The sequence below is a fragment of the Rubripirellula amarantea genome (genome assembly GCF_007859865.1).
Lineage (GTDB): Bacteria > Planctomycetota > Planctomycetia > Pirellulales > Pirellulaceae > Rubripirellula > Rubripirellula amarantea.
The window spans coordinates 128863-147418 of the sequence record NZ_SJPI01000004.1 but is presented as its reverse complement, the minus strand read 5'-3'; the positions used below and the strand labels follow the sequence as shown (position 1 = coordinate 147418).

The 18556-nt window shown below is 53.3% G+C and carries 16 protein-coding genes; 10 read left to right on the top strand and 6 right to left on the bottom strand.

Translation table 11 applies throughout. The features are described 5' to 3' along the window. Nucleotides 1-147: 147 nt before the first annotated feature. A complete protein-coding gene (locus Pla22_RS24460) occupies nt 148-2079 on the top strand; it encodes a prenyltransferase/squalene oxidase repeat-containing protein (protein ID WP_242632316.1) in 1932 nt (643 codons plus the stop codon). 12 nt (nt 2080-2091) lie between these two features. Here the strand turns inward: Pla22_RS24460 and lnt are convergent, their stop codons facing one another. Beyond that, the gene (lnt, locus tag Pla22_RS24455) at nt 2092-3816 is read right to left on the bottom strand and encodes an apolipoprotein N-acyltransferase (RefSeq protein ID WP_146517525.1); all 1725 of its coding nucleotides are present in this window, start codon (nt 3814-3816) and stop codon (nt 2092-2094) included. Nucleotides 3817-4055: 239 nt separating this feature from the next. Here lnt and Pla22_RS24450 point away from each other — a divergent pair, with 239 nt between their 5' ends. Beyond that, on the top strand, nt 4056-6011 hold the full coding sequence (locus tag Pla22_RS24450) for a serine/threonine protein kinase (RefSeq protein WP_146517524.1): 1956 nt from the start codon (nt 4056-4058) through the stop codon (nt 6009-6011). A gap of 112 nt (nt 6012-6123) precedes the next feature. Then, entirely contained in the window at nt 6124-6876 is a 753-nt protein-coding gene (locus Pla22_RS24445) for an N-formylglutamate amidohydrolase (RefSeq protein ID WP_146517523.1), read from the top strand. An 85-nt stretch (nt 6877-6961) separates the two neighbouring features. Here Pla22_RS24445 and Pla22_RS24440 read toward each other — a convergent pair whose 3' ends face one another. From Pla22_RS24440 to Pla22_RS24425, 4 genes are all read right to left on the bottom strand, one after another. Next, nucleotides 6962-8443 (bottom strand): SDR family oxidoreductase, encoded by a 1482-nt coding sequence (locus Pla22_RS24440; protein WP_146517522.1) that lies wholly within the window; start codon nt 8441-8443, stop codon nt 6962-6964. 48 nt (nt 8444-8491) lie between these two features. After that, complete coding sequence (locus tag Pla22_RS24435; protein WP_146517521.1) at nt 8492-9925, bottom strand: DUF2201 family putative metallopeptidase; 1434 nt, start codon at nt 9923-9925, stop codon at nt 8492-8494. Then, complete coding sequence (locus Pla22_RS24430) at nt 9906-11003, bottom strand: AAA family ATPase (protein ID WP_146517520.1); 1098 nt, start codon at nt 11001-11003, stop codon at nt 9906-9908. Before Pla22_RS24430 ends, Pla22_RS24435 begins: the two co-directional genes overlap by 20 nt. 77 nt (nt 11004-11080) lie before the next feature. Continuing rightward, nucleotides 11081-11710, bottom strand: coding sequence for a hypothetical protein (locus tag Pla22_RS24425; protein WP_242632314.1), 630 nt, complete (start codon nt 11708-11710; stop codon nt 11081-11083). Between the two features lie 293 nt (nt 11711-12003). Between Pla22_RS24425 and Pla22_RS24420 the strand changes: the two genes are divergently transcribed. The 3 genes from Pla22_RS24420 to Pla22_RS24410 are packed head-to-tail and all read left to right on the top strand — an operon-like array spanning nt 12004 to nt 14062. Continuing rightward, on the top strand, nt 12004-12987 hold the full coding sequence (locus Pla22_RS24420) for a GDSL-type esterase/lipase family protein (protein WP_146517518.1): 984 nt from the start codon (nt 12004-12006) through the stop codon (nt 12985-12987). Between the two features lie 34 nt (nt 12988-13021). Beyond that, complete coding sequence (locus Pla22_RS24415; RefSeq protein ID WP_146517517.1) at nt 13022-13621, top strand: hypothetical protein; 600 nt, start codon at nt 13022-13024, stop codon at nt 13619-13621. A gap of 36 nt (nt 13622-13657) precedes the next feature. Beyond that, entirely contained in the window at nt 13658-14062 is a 405-nt protein-coding gene (locus Pla22_RS24410; protein WP_146517516.1) for a DUF2721 domain-containing protein, read from the top strand. Nucleotides 14063-14083: 21 nt separating this feature from the next. On the opposite strand, the gene Pla22_RS24405 is transcribed toward Pla22_RS24410, so the two are convergent. Continuing rightward, nucleotides 14084-15373 carry an MFS transporter gene (locus Pla22_RS24405; protein ID WP_146517515.1) on the bottom strand — a complete coding sequence of 430 codons (1290 nt, stop codon included), beginning with the start codon at nt 15371-15373 and terminating at the stop codon, nt 14084-14086. 510 nt (nt 15374-15883) lie between these two features. Here Pla22_RS24405 and Pla22_RS24400 point away from each other — a divergent pair. From Pla22_RS24400 to Pla22_RS24385, 4 genes are all read left to right on the top strand, one after another. Then, nucleotides 15884-16777 carry a phosphatidylserine decarboxylase gene (locus Pla22_RS24400; protein WP_146517514.1) on the top strand — a complete coding sequence of 298 codons (894 nt, stop codon included), beginning with the start codon at nt 15884-15886 and terminating at the stop codon, nt 16775-16777. Nucleotides 16778-16889: 112 nt separating this feature from the next. After that, nucleotides 16890-17438, top strand: coding sequence for a cysteine hydrolase family protein (locus tag Pla22_RS24395; RefSeq protein ID WP_146517513.1), 549 nt, complete (start codon nt 16890-16892; stop codon nt 17436-17438). A gap of 90 nt (nt 17439-17528) precedes the next feature. Further along, nucleotides 17529-17873, top strand: coding sequence for an ArsR/SmtB family transcription factor (locus Pla22_RS24390; RefSeq protein WP_146517512.1), 345 nt, complete (start codon nt 17529-17531; stop codon nt 17871-17873). Between the two features lie 78 nt (nt 17874-17951). After that, nucleotides 17952-18512 carry a rhodanese-like domain-containing protein gene (locus Pla22_RS24385; protein WP_146517511.1) on the top strand — a complete coding sequence of 187 codons (561 nt, stop codon included), beginning with the start codon at nt 17952-17954 and terminating at the stop codon, nt 18510-18512. The last annotated feature ends 44 nt before the right edge of the window (nt 18513-18556 follow it).

Sequence of the window (18556 nt, the reverse complement as noted above, 5' to 3'; positions counted from 1 at the left end):
TTGAATCGTTTATGATTGGCAAACTTTGGGCGGTTCTCATATCCTGGGAGGGTAGAGGTTGGTTCGATCAGGACGTCGATCATCTCGTTCTCTAATCCGCTTGCTTGGCTACATGTCGTTCGGCAAGTCTCTTCTGCGACCCATGTGATGTCTCAAGCGCGTTCAACAACCGATTCATCTTCGAGTGATGCGGTCACCGGTGCGCCGCCTAGTAACGTCGCACCGCCAGCGGTTGCCCCTCCCAAAGCTGCTGCGCCGAACGACGCCGCAGTGTTAGCCAACAATGCAGCATCGAACGCTGGTGCTCAGAATTTGCCGCCTCAGAACGGTTCGGCTCAGGTTCCTCCTCCTCCTCCGCCGCCAGTACCGCCTCCGACGCCAGTTCAGCGTCAAGCACCAGTCCAGCCTCAGCCACCCGCGCAATCTCAGGCACCCGCGCAATCTCGTTCGGTAACCTCAGGCACGGTTGTTCCACCTCCACCACCGCCCCGCTCTACCCTGCCGCCCGTGCGTCCGCTGGAGGTCGCTAGTCAGAGAGCGACTCCGGCACCGGCCAATGGGATCGGTTCCGCCAAGAGCATCCGATGGCGAGGCGAATTGGATCGAATCGGATCGACACCAACAGCGAGTGTGGCTAGTGAAGCGGAATCGCTTCCCGAAGACGACGAGGGCCCGCTGGAATCGCCAACGGGGCGAGTCGTGCGTTCCGCTCCGCCTTGGCTCGTTAGCATGGTTATTCACCTTGCCTTGCTGTTGATCTTGGCACTGGTAACGACACCGGTAGGTGATCAAATCGGCAGGATCGTGTTGAACATTGGTCAGTCTGAACGCGAGACCGCACCGGAGTTGGCCGAGTTTTCCATCGACGCGGTCGACTCGCAAATCGACACGGATTCCGACACCGACACGATTTCGCAAGTGGATCTTCCCTCCGTGTTTGATGTGCTTGAGCCAATGGAAATCAGCACCATCGAGCCGACGGAAATAGGAACCATTGGCGGTGAACAGGTTCAGTTTTCAGAGCCGATGTTCGGAGGCCGAACGGGTGCGATGAAAGACGCTTTGTTGAAGATTTACGGTGGTACTCCGGAAACGCAGGAAGCCGTCGCGCTGGGGTTGGCGTGGCTGAAGAAGCAACAGCGCCGCGATGGCACTTGGAGTTTGGTTGGGCCTTACGACGACGGCGCCTATCAGGAAAATGAAACCGCGGCTACCGCGATGGCGATGTTAGCGTTTCTTGGCGATGGCCATACACATCGCGATGGCGAATACCACGTGGTTGTCGAACGAGGCATGAAAGCACTCGTGAAAATGCAGGATCGTGGCGGGTACTTCGCTTCGAAAGTCCGTCAAACTCACCAACAAATGTACGCTCAGGCGCAAGCCACGATTGCAATCTGCGAGCTGTACGGAATGACGAAAGATTCCTGGCTGCGTCCTCACGCTCAGGCCGCACTCGACTTTGCGATGAGGGCGCAATCGCCCGAGGGCGGCTGGCGATACACACCCGGCATTGATTCGGATACATCGGTGACTGGATGGTTCCTGATGGCGCTCAAGAGCGGTCGTAGTGCGGGATTGGAAGTTGACTTGTCAAAGATGTTGCGGGTCAACGATTATCTGGATTCCGCACAACTCTATGATGGTGCGGCGTATGCGTATCAGCCGCGCAGCAAGGCGACGTCATCGATGACTGCGGAAGGTCTGCTCTGTCGTGAGTACTTGGGATGGCAGCGAAGTCACCCACCACTCGTCGAAGGACTCGACGCATTACTTGATCAGTCGCCATTCGACATCAACGATGCCGATGTCTATTACTGGTATTACGCAACTCAGGCCTTGCACCATTTCGGTGGTGTGAAGTGGGAAGAGTGGAATCGCTCGATGCGAGTTGAATTGCCCGAAGCGCAAATCCGCCGCGGAAACGAAATCGGTAGTTGGGCTCCTCAGGCAGATCAGTATGGTTCCTTCGGTCGCTTGTATACGACTTGCCTGTCGATCTACTGTCTGGAAGTCTACTATCGCCACTTGCCGCTTTATAAGAACGAGGCAAGCCAGATGCATAGCGGCCAACCTTAGGACACGGCGAAGCTAAGTCGTCTCGTCCGTTCGTGAATCGGCGGTTGCATTCGTGCGTTTGAAACCCAGCGCGATCGCTATCAAGCCAATGGCAATCACGGGCCAATCGCCCCACATCACGTATAGGCTTTTCGCGTCGCAGTGCTGTGGCTTGGCATAAAGCGAACCGTTGACGCCCGTGGGTAAGCGTTTGACGATTTGACCGCGGTGGTCAATCCACGCGGTCGGACCGTTGTTTGCCGACGATAAAATAGGGCGTCGACAACCCGCTGCGACCAACTGGGCGCATCTCAAATGATGTTCGATAACGCTGGATTCATCAAACCATCCATCGTTAGTGACCGTGACGATCACGTCCACATCCTGCTCTCCGCTTTCGCTCGATTTGCACTGCGAGATGACGACTCGTTCAACCGCTGTTTCTATGCAGATATTTGGTGATACAACCGTGTCGCCCACGAGCATTCGTTTGGATGACTTACCGTTCTTCAAACCAAGTTCAGGCGGAACAAGGTTCTTGAGGACTGGAATCCAGGGCAACACCGGGATGTATTCGCCGAACATCACCAAGTGAGTCTTGCCGTACCAATCTTGCATCTTGCCCCGCGAATCAAAATGCAGAACTCCGCTGTAGGCCTCGGGTTGATCGGCATAAACAACAACTCCGCTTCCAGCTATGAACTGAGGTGCCTCCGTCTGCCCTGCCTCGTCGGCGATCATGCGTCCGATGTAACCGGCACGGTCACTCACGTAGCGTTGACGTTCGGCAATGTTAGCCCGGAACTCGGCTGCGCCCATGATTGGGGTTACTGTTCCACTGCCGTCATCGAAGCTCGGAACTACAAGATCCTGATCGGCGATCATCCAAGGTACCGTGCCGGTAAACATTGACTCAGGCCACACGATGGCATCCGGATAGATATTACCACTGGCGACTGATCGAACGGCTTCACTTGCGTAGTTTTGAAACATCTCAACCTCTCGGTCGATCGACATTCCATATTCAACATGTTCGTTGCGCTGCAGTAGCGCGAATGTCGCTAATTCTTGGGAAGTCGCCAAGTCGTCGACCGCTGTCAACGTTGACCTGCTGTAAACCAGTGTCGCCACTACCAAAACGATTGCGACCGCAATCGGAATGCGAGGTGACTCGACGTGAGTTGATTGGACTTCCGACGATTTAGCAGCCACGGATAAAAGCGATGAGTTCAACGCGGCGAAAACTGCGGCGTTAATCGATACAATCACTAAGCCGACGCCATAAGACCCCAACAGATTTGCAATCTGAATCATCGCTGGCACATTCGCCAGCGAGTGGCCAAGCATCAGGACCGAGATTCCGGTCAAAAGATAGTTTCGCAACAGCTCCATCGTCATCCACGCCAAAGGAGTTGCAATCCAGATCGCTATACCGCGGTGCGTTAGCCGGCGAGCCATCGCGAGGAATCCTACGTGGTAGGCAGCCAGATAGGCTGACAATGCGAACCAGCAAGCGTACATGGCGGGGTGAGCATGCCGGAGTCCCTGCAAAGATAACAGGTAATAGAGCGTTGACACGGCAGCGACAATCCACCAGTTTCGGCGACCGAGCGGTTGTCGAACGGACACGATCCAAATCAAAGGAACGAGAGCGACCATCGCTAGCGGCCAAATCGCCAGGGGTGGATGGCACAACCACAGCAAGATCATCGAGCTGGCCGCGCTGAAAAGAACGCTTCGCGAGGAAAGGGAGATCATAAGATGGCAGGTCAAGGATGGCACGTCGGTTCGGTGGCTTGCTGATTTGGCAGCCCGTTGATTCAACAGATCGTAGCGGTGTTGGCACTCATCACGGAAGGCGGATCGCTATCGAGCCATGATTCCCCCGATCGTGCTGCGGCAAGACTTGACGTGCTACCAACGTGCCGTTGGTCTACAATAGAGGACCTTCTCAATTTCTCTTCGAGCCAACCTTGTCTTTCTTCGTCGGATCGTCCATGGCACCCTTTGAAACTCTCGGCCCCTATCGCATCGGCGAATTGATTGGCAGAGGAGGTATGGGGAACGTTTATGCTGCCAAGCACATGAAAACGGGCGAAACGGTGGCGGTCAAAGTGATCGCCTCGCACGTTGCGGACGAACCTAAGTTCCGAAGACGATTTGACAAGGAAGTCCGCGCACTTCGGATGCTGCGACACCCCGGAATCGTCCGGCTCGTCGGTGTGGGCGAAGAGTCGGGGAAATTGTTTTATTCGATGGAACTAATTTCCGGCGAAACTCTTCAGGCCCGAATCCGCCGAGAGAAAAAATTGGACTGGCGTTCGGTGATCGACATTGCGATCCAGATTTGCGCCGCGCTCAAACATGCTCATGACATCGGTGTAACGCATCGCGATTTGAAGCCTGCGAACTTGCTTGTCACTCCGGATGGGGCTGTCAAGCTCGTCGACTTCGGGATTCCCAATTTGTTCGGCGACATGACCGACCAAACAGCACCGGGATCGGTATTGGGAACGCCTGACTACATGGCGCCTGAACAGGCTCGTGGCGAAGGGGTCACATTGCGGACTGATTTGTACGCGCTCGGTAGCGTCATGTATTCGATGTTGACGGGACGTCCGCCGTTCAAGGGAAAGAATGCGAACCAAGTCGTCCAGAAGTTACTGAACGAACGACCTATCCCGCTCGACATGCTAGAAACCGACATGCCCGAGTCACTTGTCGAGCTTGTGGATCAGTTGTTGGAAAAAGTTCCTTCGGATCGCCCACCATCGGCGTTGGTTGTCATGAATCGTTTGAAGTCGATGCGTGCCGGATTGATGCGTGAGCAAACTTTGGTTGATGACGGCCCCGAGACGGCGAATGGGACGACTAATATTTCATCAGTTCCCCAAGATTTGCATGAACGTGACACCAGCGAGTCGGGTAGCGGTGGTTTTGGCAACAGTGACTCCACTGCGATCAGCCAACCAAGCGTTTCGCCATCGGGAAAGACCGTCGCAAAAGCAAAGACAGTCGTATCGCGTGGTCGTCGGTCATCAGGACATGCAGACGATACTGGGCTCGTTTCGGGTATCGCCAACCGCGATTCAGGGTCGAACCCGTCACGAAAAGCCGTCCAGGACGTGACCGTTGCTTCGGCGATGGGGAATACTTCGGACGATCACACCAGCGATTCTATTTCTGGAATTGAAGATGCCGCGTACGGCAATGCTTCCCGGTCGAACACTCATTTCGAGACAGTATCCGACGATGCCACCGACACCGGCTTTTTTCGCGAGCACACTAGCCATCGCCCTTCACACATCGTGGGTGTGTTGACGATGATTGCGATGGCGTCTGTTTTGATTGGTGGCGGTTACCTGTTCTACGTCGCCTCAATGCCCCCTTCGGCCGATCAGGTTTACGAACAACTTAACAATGACTTCGACGCAAGTCTCGCTCAAACATTCATGCGCCGGTTTCCAGGTGACTCACGATTCGATGACGTTCAAGAACGATGGATGGAAAGTCGTGTCTTGGCAACGCTCAAACGCTTGCGTGCTAAATCGAAGTTGGGGCTCACTCCGATGGATCCGGCGGAAGAGAGCTTTCTGCTGGCGCTGGAAGACCGACAAACTGAGCCAGCGGAGTCGGCAAAGAAGTTGGCCGCGTGGTTAAACGTTTTCGATTCTGATAAGGATGAGGTGGACTCGGAACTACTCGAGTTAGTCGAACTCGCTCGTCACCAGCAAGCGCACTTGGCAAACCAAACCCCGGTTTCAAAGGTAGACGATCGGGCAGCGGAGCTGATTCGAGACATGGACCAGTGGGCAAACCAAGCGGACCGCGAAACCATTGTGCGAAAGCTAAACGGAGTGATTGTGACCTTCGGCCAGCAAGAATGGGCAAGCCCGGCAGTACAGGAAGCCAAAGAGCGGCTCCAGGAACTGCAAAGTGCTGCAAAACCTTGAATGCTATCATTGGATTCCCGTTTACGTCGTTGCTCATCCGTCATTACACTTGGTGTCCAAGCCGCCGTCCGGGTGGCGACGTTCTTTACTCGGGATATTAAGTTGACCTCTGATGTGCTTGCTAATCACTTGCGAAGGAGGTGGCAATGCGGTTCCCGCGTCACTGCAGCAAGGGTTGCGAGCGACCTCGCAGTCCGGCAAGCGCACGCGGCGTCCCAGCATGCCAGCGGATCTTCAAGGTGATTCGGCCGCAAGGTGGGCGGCCGAACGGCTCTCGAAGCAACTCGGTGCTCCGCTGATTGCCAATGAATTTTCGCCCCACTTGGTTGACGTTCGGCGATCATTGCACCACCGCAGTTTGTTCAGCACGCCTTGTCGACAATGGTCGGTTGAGGATCGAGACGTTTTGCTGACCGAAATCTATCATCCCTATCGCGAGATGGTCGAGCGTAAGATCGATTCGATGTTGAATCGGTATACGTACATGGTGCATTTGTCGATCCGGTCTTTTGCTTTTCGAGGTCCGAAAGGGAAACCTCGACGGACGGATGTTGGGCTTCTATACGATCCGTCGAGGAACGACGAAGTTGATCTCTGCTTGGATTGGATCGACGAGATGTATGATCAGGCACCAATGTTGAAGGTGCGTCGCAACTATCCGGGGCGTGGAATTAACGACTCGTTGACTAAGTCGATGCGAGGAATCTTTAACTCCCGACCGTACTTGGGTATCGACGTTTGGCTCAATCGTGCATGGTCGAGTCGCCACGTGCAATTGCGTGACGAAGCGCTCGACGGGTTAGCCTCGTCGCTGCGATCACTGGTGCTAGAAAGCAACGTCGAGTCGGATTCGGCGGCAGCGTAGTCGAATGCCGCTGGAAAAGTTCACGTGGCGCAACGAAAGCGTTAACGTCGTTGATCTTCCAACCACGCCTTGCGAGATGAATCTTCTAAGCGTGGTTCTTCGACGCTAGTCGTTCTGCAGCACGTGCGATATTGCGAAGCATGCCGGAGAACACAAATTGGTGTAGTGGCCATACCGCGTACCAATATGCAAGGCCCATGATTCCGATCGGATCAAACTCAGCGGTTTGTCGAATCACCGACTGACCGGGCTGCTTCTCGGTCACTTCAAAATCGAGCCATGCACGACCAGGAAGCTTCATCTCAGCGAACAACCGCAACCGCCTACCAGGTTCAAGATGTTCGACCCGCCAAAAGTCGACCGCTTCACCCACTCGCAAGTCAGTTGGGTGTCGACGTCCGCGACGCAGTCCTACTCCACCTACGAGTTGGTCCATGAATCCTCGCACCATCCACAGCCAATTTCCGTAGTACCATCCCGTGGACCCACCGATTCTTGCGATGGGTTCGAAGGCCTGTTCGGCTGCTAAGTGAACTGTTTCGGTACGCGAATCGACCACCCGACTTCCAAACGTTACTCCGCCCCAACGTGTAACCCGGCCGGAAGACGATAACGCGTCGGACCAACGGGTCTCGACCATCTCTTGGTCTTCCTTTTCAATCGCTCGGGCAATCGCCTGCTTCACATCACAGGGGCGGACGGTAAAGTCCTCAATCGCTGCTTCATTGGTCACGACAGTGGGGTTGGCGAGGCCTTCGACAAGCTTGCGTCCAATTCGAGCGTAGACCGGTGTCACCAAACCCAGCCACAAGCTGCTGATGCGAGGCGACAGAAACGGAACGCGTATCTTTAGCCGTCGGAGACCACGTTGCCGCGCGTACTCTTCCATGATTCCGCCGTAAGAAACCGTTTCGGGTCCTCCAATTTCGTAAACCTTGTTGTCGCCAATCGGATGTTCCAAGACTTCCGTCAGGTATGCGAGCACGTCTCGAATTGCGATGGGCGATGCTTCGGTTGACACCCATTTTGGCCAAACCATGACCGGCAGCTTGCGGACAAGCGAACGCACCAAGTCAAACGAAAGGCTGCCCGAACCGATGATAATGGAAGCTCGGAACTCGATCACCTGAGCCCCGGATTGCTGAAGCACTTTGCCGACTTCATGACGGCTTCTCAGGTGCAATGATAAGTCATCGTCGTCGGCGCCAAGTCCACCAAGATAGATGATCCGCTTCACACCCGCCTGCTTCGCCGCGTGGGCAAAGTTCATTGCCGCTTTGCGGTCATCGCTTTCAAAGTCGTCTCCTACTCCCATCGAGTGAATTAAATAGTAAGCCGTATGCACGCCTTGCATGGGAGCGTCCAATGAGTCTCGGTCGAGCACGTCACCAAAGACAACGTCGGTTTGCTGCCCAATCCGATCCGACAGGTTTTCTGGACGGCGTGCCATGCAGCGCAACCGGTGACCGCTTTCTTCGAGCAGACGCTTCAGCCGTCCTCCGACGTACCCGGTCGCACCTGTGAGCAGGATTAAAGGCGGATTCGGCGTCGAAGGAGATTCGGTCATCAGCTTTAGTGCTTAAGGTTAGCGTAAGGCGGCGATGGGTAATTAGCGTTACATTCGCAAAAAGGCAGATCTGCCGATTTTCGATAGTCCACTGGAAAGCGATTGGTAACTCGATCGGTCTTTCAACAACCACAACACTTGAGTTCGACTGTTTTTCGGTTTACGAGGTACCGGTGCCTGACCGTCGGTAAAGACAATCAGACCGTCATATTGTCGGTGTTGATCAAGGTAGGCCATCAACGGCTGGAAATTCGTTCCGCCACGTCCAGAAATTTCGAAAGAATGACGAGCTCGTCGAAGTGTCAGTGGTCCGCCGCGAATTTCGGAATCGAACCAGATCACATCGACCGATTCCACGCCATAGCGAAAGAAGCGGCTCACCACCGAGAAGCCCAGCGAAAGATCTTGGCTGCCCATGGAGCCCGAGACGTCAACGGCGAATAGCAGCTTGGTGGTAAAGTCATAGCGAGATCCAAGCTGATCAAAGCCATATCGCCGACTTGGTTTCATTCGCGTCAAGCGACGGTTCACCGACATCACACTTTGACGGAAACTACGCAGCACGGCGCGGTAGTCGAGCACGGGGTTGAGTGTAGCCTGCAATTGTTCCCGCGCGCTCAGTGATAGTGTGCCCCATCCATCGTGTTCAGATGCTTCCCGAATCAGAGCGTGAACTTCATCTTGGAACAACTCATCTTCGTCCCATTGCGAAGTGTTCTCGATCCCCACGGACATAGGATCGGCGTAAGCCTGCAAATCGCTATTGGATGATCCCTGTCCGTTTTCGCTTGTATCGTCATGCTTTGGATTTTTGTCACTCGCTTCGCTGTCACTCGCTTCGCTGTCCCCCACGTCGCTGTCACCTGGCGCGTCGTCGCCTTGGTCAGCGCCGTTTTGTTCCGGCTCGTTGTTAGGCTCTTCGTTAGATGCGTCACTTTGACTGGTATCTTCGTGCTTCGCATCGTTGTCAGCACCGCCGCCTGCATCTTCGGCGTCAGGTTGTTTGTTCGGCGATTCGTCGCTCGTACCAGTTGCGCGTTCGGAAAGTTCGCGATAGTAATATTCAAAGTACTGGCTATCGAATTGATCGCTATCGAACAGCTCACGCGGTCGAGGGATTGGCAGTTTGGTCCGCAGGTATTCTTGGACCGTTAAGTTGCTGGCTGCGTAAGTGAGTTCCGCATTCGGTTGCCGCCGCGCGTAGGGATGCCCTAGCAAGATCCGCATCGCCTCAAACGCAAGTACTTCCTTCAGTTCGTTCGACTTGAGGCTTTCGATGAACGCAGAATTGTATTCTACCTTTCCGCGGCCGACGCGGATCGTTTTCACGCGTGGTTCGGTGACAACGTGATGCGTCGTCCAGGCGGCAAATAGCATGGGTTCCGTTAAGAACCAAGACTCTACCACGCGGCTGATGCGGGCTTTGGCACTCGTGCGATGATCGTGTTTCGACTTGGGTTGATCAATCGACACGGATTCCATCCATGTAATCGGTCATCAACGAGGTCAGCTCGATGGATTCGGAAACAAACGCCATGGCGGGTTCAAATTTGGGCTTATCAACCTGAGACACAAAATGAGCGACAGCCTCATCAAGCTTTCGTTTTCGGATCAATTTTAAATGGCTCAGCAACCCGGCTCGTGCTTTCTCGGCATGGGGTTCTGGGCATGAACCGTTGCTGATCCACCGAAGGATCTGCGTGTTAAGAAGGACCAACTCTGGCAACAGCATTTTCTCTATCACCTTGCGTTTCTTGGCAAAGTTCAACAAGACTTCTTCGGGCGTCACTGGAAGCGGTGGAGCCAAGCTCTTTCGGAACGCGTTGGCCGCTGACGATCCGACGATTCCGGCAATGAGTTTGATGTGCAGCGAAGAGAGGTTGTCGCTATCGGCGATCAAGTTCGAAACGCGTTCCCAACCGCGGCGGTCTGGTGTCTTTACCAGCCCTGACATCATCGCATCCTGATCGGGGGCATTCTCGGCGAGGCCAATTCCATCGAGGTACTGAGGTTGGTTTTCGATGAATGCAGCGACTCGAGTGTCGATGCCCGCCTTCGCGGCCCAAAGCAACCAATCGTCGAGCGTCGGCGCAAACTCGTAAAGATTGAAACGAGAAACCAGCGCGGGATCCAAGTCGGTCAACTGATACTCGTCGCCCTCGTTAACCGCCGAAACGATACGGCTGCCGGCGGGTAGTCGCTTTCCCGCCAACCTTTTGTTGAGCGCAAGTTCCATCACGGCTTGCAATATCTCAGGACGCGCTCGGTTGAGTTCATCCAAGAACAAAACAATGGGTTGATCGGGTTCCGGCCACCAATACGGCGGCAAAAAGTCGCTACGTCCGGTGGCGGCATCCTTGTGAAGCAGACCGATCAAGTCGCCAGGGTCGCTCATTTGACCGAGGAAGAATGACACAACTTGCATGCCATCGTTTTCAAAATGCGATGTGATGATCTGTGACTTCCCAATCCCGTGTCGCCCAACCAGCATGATGTTCTGGTCCGCAGGAGTAGCTTGAAGCAAGTCGATCAGTTCGCTAGCGTCGATTCGTACAGGCAATGTGTTCTCTTCGTTAATAATTAATTAAGCGGTGATGATTTATGTGGTGGTGATGGGATCGAATCGGCGGTGAATCGTCACGCGTGGTGCTTCGTCCATTCCAATTTCCATGGGAACGTCTTTATCGATGCGACCTTGAATCGGAGCCCATTGGAATACAGTTCACGCATCGACGAGATCGTCGCTCGAAGTCGCGGTAAGTTTTTCTCGAACTGGCTAAATGGGACATGGATCTCGATCAGATGGGATTCCGAAAGTTTGACAAACAGCTTTAGTTTCTGAGTGTCGGATTCGGTTGCGAAGTCGAATTGTTCTTCTTTGGCTAGTGCTTTGACTTGGGCAACGATCGCTTTCGACTTAAAACCGCGTACTTTTTCGCGTTTTTTGGCCAGTGCATGTCGCCGTGCGTACTGAGCAAGGACCGATCGAACGAACCCTTCGATTTCGCTCAAGTCGCTGACGGAGGCCACGATTTGCGACTTTGTGTTGGCATGTGCTTTGACGATCAGTTCGTGATCGTTGTTGTATTCGAGCCTCAATTCGTCGCGTCGCAGGTATAGGCTGGCCGTATGAGGGTCCGGAATCGTGAATCGGCAGAGCGTTCGCGAGCGAGAATCGCGATCGCCCGGGTGGTTTGACAAAAGAGTGCCCTCGAGTGCGATCACTTTCTCTTGCCAAGTTCGAGCCGTCGCGGACAAATTCGTCATCGGGATCTTCAGCGGTCTTTCGCCTGGAAAGTGCTCTCGGAAGAGTTTGCGAATGGAGGGGGTCGGCAATTTCATGAGGCGGTATCAGCGGGCTTCACTAGCTGGATTTTGATTCCATCATGCACATTGTTACTGTTAAGCCAATCCTCTGCATCAGTGAATCTGGACGCATGCGATTGCGGTTACGGTACGTTTGCCACGAAGTTGGACTCGGCAATTGATTGTTTCAAGGTCGGCCCGAGGCTACATTGAGGCACTGTTAAGCTTCGTTTGCCTCGTACCCTTGGAACCTCATGATTCGTTTGCTGTGTTTAGGAGTATGCCTTGCGGTGGCTCCAACCGTGTTCGCTGATAAGCCGTCGGTTGAAATAGAAGACTCGAGCGAATCAAAGCTTGATTTTCTGGAGTGCGACCAGGTTGTTTTCTTGGGAGACTCCAATCTGCATGCGGGCGAATGGCTGGTCCAGTTCGAGGCTGCGGTGCTTGATCAGTACGGGAAGTCACCTGAGATGGTCAATCTGGGACTGGCGAGTGAAACATGTAGTGGTCTTAGTGAACCGACTCATCCGTTTCCCCGACCATGCGTACTTGAAAGAATTGACCGTGTCCTCGCGAAAACGCAACCCGAGATCGTCGTAGCGTGCTACGGCGTGAATGATGCGATCTATCACCCGTTCAGTGAAGATCGTTTCGCGGCCTTCCAATCTGGCATCGAAACGCTCATCGCGAAAGTGAAAGCTTCGGGGGCCAATTTAGTACTGATCACGCCGCCCCCTTTTGATCCGTTGCCGTATCAAAAGTCAGGACATTTGGCGGGACGTGACGCCAAAGTGTTTTCCTGGGAAACGATCTACGAAAATTACGATAGCGAGGTCATGGCGAGGTACGCCCAGTACATTCGCTCGTTGCAAGCGGACGTCAACCTCGACGTTGATCTTATTGTTGATGTCTATTCGCCGCTTTCTGAGAAGTTAACGCAGTTGCGAGAGTCGGATCCTGATGCAATGTTAACGACCGATGGGATTCACTTGACCAAGGATGGCCATGCGATGTTTGCTAAGGCGGTTTTATCCGGCTTGGGGCTCAAGGATCAACTTTCGACCAACGACGAATTGACGAATCTTGTCCGCAAACGGCAAGGCGTGATGCACTTGGCATGGCTTGACCACGTCGGTCATCAACGACCCGGCGTTGCTAAGGGTTTGCCGATGGACAAAGCGAAAGCGCAAATCGATGCCCTTGATCATGGCATCCGTAAAATGATCAACCATAAGTAAATGCTCGTTGCCTACAACGTGAATATGGTGCAGTATGTTGGCGAACGGAGGTACGTTTCGCCAAGTTGAACTCGCTGCCTACTGGTTGCGAATCCTAACTCTTCTTCAAACTCGGGACGCTCAAATGAAATCTCTGTACGCCGTCGGAATCGTGACTTGTTCTATGCTTGCCGGTTGCATGCCCACTGCATCTCAGGCCGACAAAACGAAAGAATCAACGACTCCCGGCGTGACTGCGGAAGAAGCGACACCCCGCGAAATAATTGGCAAGACGACTCAGAATGTCCTCGTTCTTGAAGAAGCGATCGCTAATGGGGCTGTGTTGGCGAGTACGTCGGTAGAGACTTCCAATCCATTGTTGGCAAGTGCGGGAGCGTATCGCACATCGGTCGGAAAGATCGGTGGTATGGGTGTTGAAAAAGCAATTCAGCTTCGCAACGCCAGCAGCATTCGTGATCCTGAACCTCTGGATCACCCAACATTCATGGCCGAAATCATCAAGCCAGGTAGTGGAAATGGCATCCGGCTGCCTATGCTTCCGTACTACCAAGAATACGCTTGGGATGAGCCAAATCAAAAACTTGTCGTTGTTGATTTTCCTGCTCGCAAAGAAGAGCGAGCCAAGCAGCGCTGAGAAGCGAATGCTTGACCAAACGAAGAAGGATCGAACGTGAACATTGAACTCACCACACCCGCGCTACTATTTTCGACAATTTCCTTGTTGCTATTGGTTTACACCAATCGCTTCCTGACTTTGGCTTCGATCATACGTAAGTTGCACGTCGAGTACTTAGCGACGTCCGATCCGATTGCAGCAGCGCAAATTGCCAATCTACGAAAACGGGTCAATCTAATCCGTGACATGCAGACGCTAGGCGTTTCAAGCTTGTTGTCATGTACCGTTTGCATGGGATTGTTGTTCGCCGGGTTAGTGGTAGTGGGTAAGATCGTCTTTGCTTTAAGCCTAATTTTGATGGTAGGATCGCTCGCTGTCCTGCTACGGGAAATAAGCATGTCGGTCGGCGCACTAAACTTGCTTCTGCAAGACATGGAAACTGAACACCCCGAAAGTTGATTCGTTGGTAGCAGTTTGCAGCTAGACATGTGGATCAATCATGTCTACGCGTAATTCGCGAATTGCCTGTTCTCGCGACTGAACTACGGAAGGTTCATTCACGCCGCAGCCTCGATCGATTTCGAATCGAAGTTGCAGTAAACCCAAGCTTGCGATGGGACCTATCAGGGCCGCGAGCCACCAAATAAAAGCTGGGTAAATGGAATAGCACCACGCACCAAGCAACGGCGCAAGCACAAACGCAACCGATAGCGTCGTTGAGTACACTCCGATGCGTCGTGAGCGATAGTTCGGTTCGCATGATTGGGCCACAAATGTCATCATCACGGGCATCACCATCATTTCGCCAATCGTCCACACGACCAACGCTGCGATTGCGATTCCCGCTCCGCCACCAACGCTAAGCAGCGCGAAACCTTCGCAGAGTATGAAGACACCCAAAGCCATCACGGACAAGGATTGATACTTCTGCATCGACTCTACCAACACCATTTCGAAAGCGACAATCATGAGGGTGTTGATGGACATGAGTGACCCGATCTGCCACTCGAGCATCCCGAGTTGGTTTCTCAAGTAGATTGGGTAGGTGCTCATCAATTGGAAGAAGATCAGGAAAACGAGCAATGAGAGACCTAAGAAGGCGGCAAAGTGAAAAGGTCGAACTAAAGTCATGCCGTCAGCATTGTCCAACACATTGTGAACCTCCGCTGGCCGAGCCTTGTGACAACGTCCAAGATGTTTCGATCGGATCAAGACGAATGCTGCACCGATGCAGGATGCCGCATCGACGTAGAACAGCATCGAGTAGCTAATACCTGCCAAGACACCGCCAATTGCTGGTCCGAGTGTGAAGCCGAGATTGATCGCCATTCGATTCAAGGCGAAAGCGCGGCGTTGGAGGTGGTCCGGCACCGATTCACAGATTGCCGTTACGTTGGCAGGACGAAAGGCTTCGGAAACAACACTCAGGCAAAAGAGGGTCACCAGAATACTGGCCTTGGTATCCATCATCGAAAGTACGCAAAGACCGATCGCGTTTCCTAGCAACGAATACTGTTGAACTCGCTGCGCGCCAATGCACGCTGCAAGTCGACCGCCTAGGTATGCACCAACGCAAGCGCCGGCGCCGTAGACTGCGATTGACTTTCCTGCGAATAGTTCACCCCAGCCCATTTCGTGCGCGAGGTACAGCGATAGAAACGGAATCACCATCGCTCCGCTACGATTGACAAGCATCACCAGCGCCAAGCTCCAAACCGCTGGAGGTAGACCTTGGAATGAACGTTGATAGCGCAGAAGTATAGAAGTCACCTGGATCGCTCAGAAGAATACACCGCTAGGGTCTCTCCGATAATTGTTCGGTGTGACAGCGGGTAAGTTCGGTACCACTACTGGGAGCGATCTGATGGATTCCGGGTTCGCAAAATAAATCCAGCTCAGCGAAGCTGTGTAGCGAAAAGTGATTCGAGGTGAACGCATTGATAGTTCCTGTTAGTGTTGGCAATCCATGACGTGCAAACTCGCTTCTGTTAGTTCAGACAACCGTTGCAGCGACCTGTTGCGATTGCATAGGTAAGGCGGATGCCTTTCGTCCTCTGTTCCACTACAATTCGCCGCACGCAATTCTGTCAGCGTCGTTATGCTTGGTCGCTGTCGAGTTCCATGTCGGACGAAACGATCAGCACGCGATCGCGAACGAAACGAAGCAAATTGCAAAGTCGTGACGACATTGCGGTGGTGTACTAGCGGCAGTCTCGATTCACGTTTGCGGTCGCTTGGTTTTCATTTTTAGACTTTCACTTCCAACGGGTTCATGCATTCATGGACGAAATCGTCTATTACGATCGGTATCGTCGCGAGACATGCATCGAAGAGGTCTACGGCGACAAGTTTCTTCGCTGGACGTACGGCACAGCTTTGGGAAAGTCAGCGTTACACACGTTGGTTAAGCGGCCTCTGTTTTCGCATTGGTATGGATGGCGAATGGATCGCCCGGTATCTAAAGACAAGATTGCTCCCTTCATCAAAGAGTTTGGCCTTGATGCGGGAGAGTTCTTGCGTGAGCCGTCTGAGTTCGATAATTTCAACCAATTCTTCTTTCGCAAACTCAAGCCCGAGGCACGCCCGATTGATCCAGACCCATCATCGGTGGTCTTCCCTGCCGATGGTCGTCACCTTTGTGTTCCCGACTTGTCTCGGTGTGAAGGTTTATTTGTGAAGGGCGAAATGTTTGACTTGGCAAAGCTACTTGATGACGACCAACTCGCCGAGACTTATGCCAGCGGAAGTTTGCTGCTCTCTCGACTTTGCCCGGTCGACTATCATCGCTTTCACTTTCCTGCGGCGGGACATGCCGGTCGCACGCGACTTATCAACGGCCCGTTGTATTCGGTAAATCCCATTGCGCTTTGGCAGAACATCCAGATCCTGGCCACGAACAAACGTTGCATAACAGTATTGGAAACTGAAGCGTTCGGCGACGTTTTGTTGTTGGAAATTGGTGCAACTTGTGTGGGCGGAATCTGCCAAACGTTCAACGAGGGCGCGATGGTTGGCAAGGGAGATGAGAAGGGTTACTTCCGCTTCGGAGGATCATCGACCATCTTGATATTTGAACCAGGTCGCATTCAGTTCGACGAGGATCTGATCCAAAATTCTCAACAACAGCGGGAACTATACGCTCGCGTGGGCGATCACATGGGGACGCTTGTGTAGCTGAACGGGTATGATGAGCAAAGCTTAAAGGCGATCATGATGCCTCGGTCCAACGTTATGCGAAGTGCGTTCCCGTTGGATCACGCATTACAAACTTATGAAAGGGTCAATGATGAAACGCGGACTCATTGTGATTGATGTTCAAAGAGAATACTTTGACGGTGCACTGCCGATCCGCCATCCCGCGGGCCATTTGGAAGCGATTCTTGCAGTCATGGACGATGCTGCAAAAGCAAAAATCCCGACGGTCGTGGTAAGGCATCATCAGCCCGATCCCGATTCGCCCATGTTTCGGCATGGAAGCGATATGTGGCAACTGCTCGAGGAAGTCGAATCGCGACCGCGCGACTTGCTTGTCGATAAGCAACTCCCAGGTTCATTCACCAATACTGATCTCGATGACTTCCTGAAAGCGAACGATGTCGACACTGTCTGCATCGCTGGCTACATGACTCAGGTATGCTGCGACACCACTGCGCGTCAAGCGTTTCATCGTGGCTATGCCGTTGAATTTTTAAGCGACGCCACCGGAACGCTTGATGTGTCCAACAAAGCAGGTTCCGTGACGGCCGAGCAGTTGCACGAATCCATCCTCGTTGCTCAGCAGATGTTTATCAGCGATGTGATCGACCGAGCGGAATGGACGTCGCGAATAGCTTGAGAACCGGAAACTTCTGCAAAAACGATTCAAAGTGATGATGGACATATCGTAATATGTCGATATGATGATCTCAGGGCGTAGGGAGAACCAATGGCGAACTCATCAAAATCGAAGACGAAACAGCAAGCGAAATCTCAGCAAGTAAAGCCCAAAGGCTCGGTTCAGGAATTCACTGAAGCGGCTGAGTGCTTGAAAACGCTCGCTCATCCGGTGCGATTGAGAATTGTGCAACTCTTGCTGAGTGGTCGCTACTCGGTTGGCGAGTTGGCCGAGGATTGTGAGATTCCCGACAATGTCGGATCCGAGCATCTTAGGTTGCTGCAACGCTGCGGTTTTTTGACCAGCGAACGTCAAGGTCGACACGTCTACTATGAAATCGCCGAACCACATCTCCAGCAATTGATGGCGTGTGTTGAAAACCGCTTTGTGCGATAGCGATATTGGACAATTCGCCCTTCAGTATTCTTTCTCGCATAGTCGCGAGCCCTCGCTGATTCCCTTAGGAGACATCCGATGCAAACCATTAGCGTTCACGAACTAGCCAAGAAACAAAGTATTGGGCCTATTCGTTTAATCGATGTTCGCACGCCTGTCGAGTTCCGTGAAGTTCACGCGATTGGCGCTCAGAACGTTCCTCTTGATTCGCCACCGTTCAAAACGATGGTCGAGAATCATCGCAAATCTAGCAACGATGTCCTTTACGTGATCTGCAAGTCGGGTGGACGATCATCAAAGGCGTGTCAGCAATTCATTGACGCCGGGGCGGATAGTGTGGTTAGCGTCGACGGAGGCACTTCCGCATGGGATGCGGCGGGATTGCCTGTCTTGCGAGGCAAGAAAGCAATATCGCTCGAGCGGCAGGTTCGCATTACCGCCGGATCGCTGGCGTTTGCCGGATCGCTGGCTGCGATTGTCACCAGCAATGCTCTGTGGGCCGGCGTTCCTGCATTCATCGGTGCTGGATTAACATTTGCCGGAGTCACCGACACCTGTGGCATGGGAATGCTGTTGGCAAAGATGCCTTGGAACCAATGCAGCGATGGCGCGGCCTGCGCAACTGAGGCAACTGTTTAAGTGGCGTGGTTCGAAATCTAGATTCATCGTGAGCGTACCGGAAA

What these genes read in the sequence shown, in the direction of transcription:
- Pla22_RS24445 (WP_146517523.1), top strand. Translation starts at nt 6,124, where the DNA reads ATGTGCTTGCTAATCACTTGCGAAGGAGGTGGCAATGCGGTTCCCGCG.
- Pla22_RS24435 (WP_146517521.1), bottom strand. Translation starts at nt 9,925, where the DNA reads ATGGAATCCGTGTCGATTGATCAACCCAAGTCGAAACACGATCATCGC.
- Pla22_RS24390 (WP_146517512.1), top strand. Translation starts at nt 17,529, where the DNA reads ATGGCGAACTCATCAAAATCGAAGACGAAACAGCAAGCGAAATCTCAG.
- Pla22_RS24450 (WP_146517524.1), top strand. Translation starts at nt 4,056, where the DNA reads ATGGCACCCTTTGAAACTCTCGGCCCCTATCGCATCGGCGAATTGATT.
- Pla22_RS24425 (WP_242632314.1), bottom strand. Translation starts at nt 11,710, where the DNA reads ATGACGAATTTGTCCGCGACGGCTCGAACTTGGCAAGAGAAAGTGATC.
- Pla22_RS24420 (WP_146517518.1), top strand. Translation starts at nt 12,004, where the DNA reads ATGATTCGTTTGCTGTGTTTAGGAGTATGCCTTGCGGTGGCTCCAACC.
- Pla22_RS24400 (WP_146517514.1), top strand. Translation starts at nt 15,884, where the DNA reads ATGGACGAAATCGTCTATTACGATCGGTATCGTCGCGAGACATGCATC.
- Pla22_RS24460 (WP_242632316.1), top strand. Translation starts at nt 148, where the DNA reads ATGTCTCAAGCGCGTTCAACAACCGATTCATCTTCGAGTGATGCGGTC.
- Pla22_RS24440 (WP_146517522.1), bottom strand. Translation starts at nt 8,443, where the DNA reads ATGACCGAATCTCCTTCGACGCCGAATCCGCCTTTAATCCTGCTCACA.
- lnt (WP_146517525.1), bottom strand. Translation starts at nt 3,816, where the DNA reads ATGATCTCCCTTTCCTCGCGAAGCGTTCTTTTCAGCGCGGCCAGCTCG.
- Pla22_RS24415 (WP_146517517.1), top strand. Translation starts at nt 13,022, where the DNA reads ATGTTGGCGAACGGAGGTACGTTTCGCCAAGTTGAACTCGCTGCCTAC.
- Pla22_RS24385 (WP_146517511.1), top strand. Translation starts at nt 17,952, where the DNA reads ATGCAAACCATTAGCGTTCACGAACTAGCCAAGAAACAAAGTATTGGG.
- Pla22_RS24395 (WP_146517513.1), top strand. Translation starts at nt 16,890, where the DNA reads ATGAAACGCGGACTCATTGTGATTGATGTTCAAAGAGAATACTTTGAC.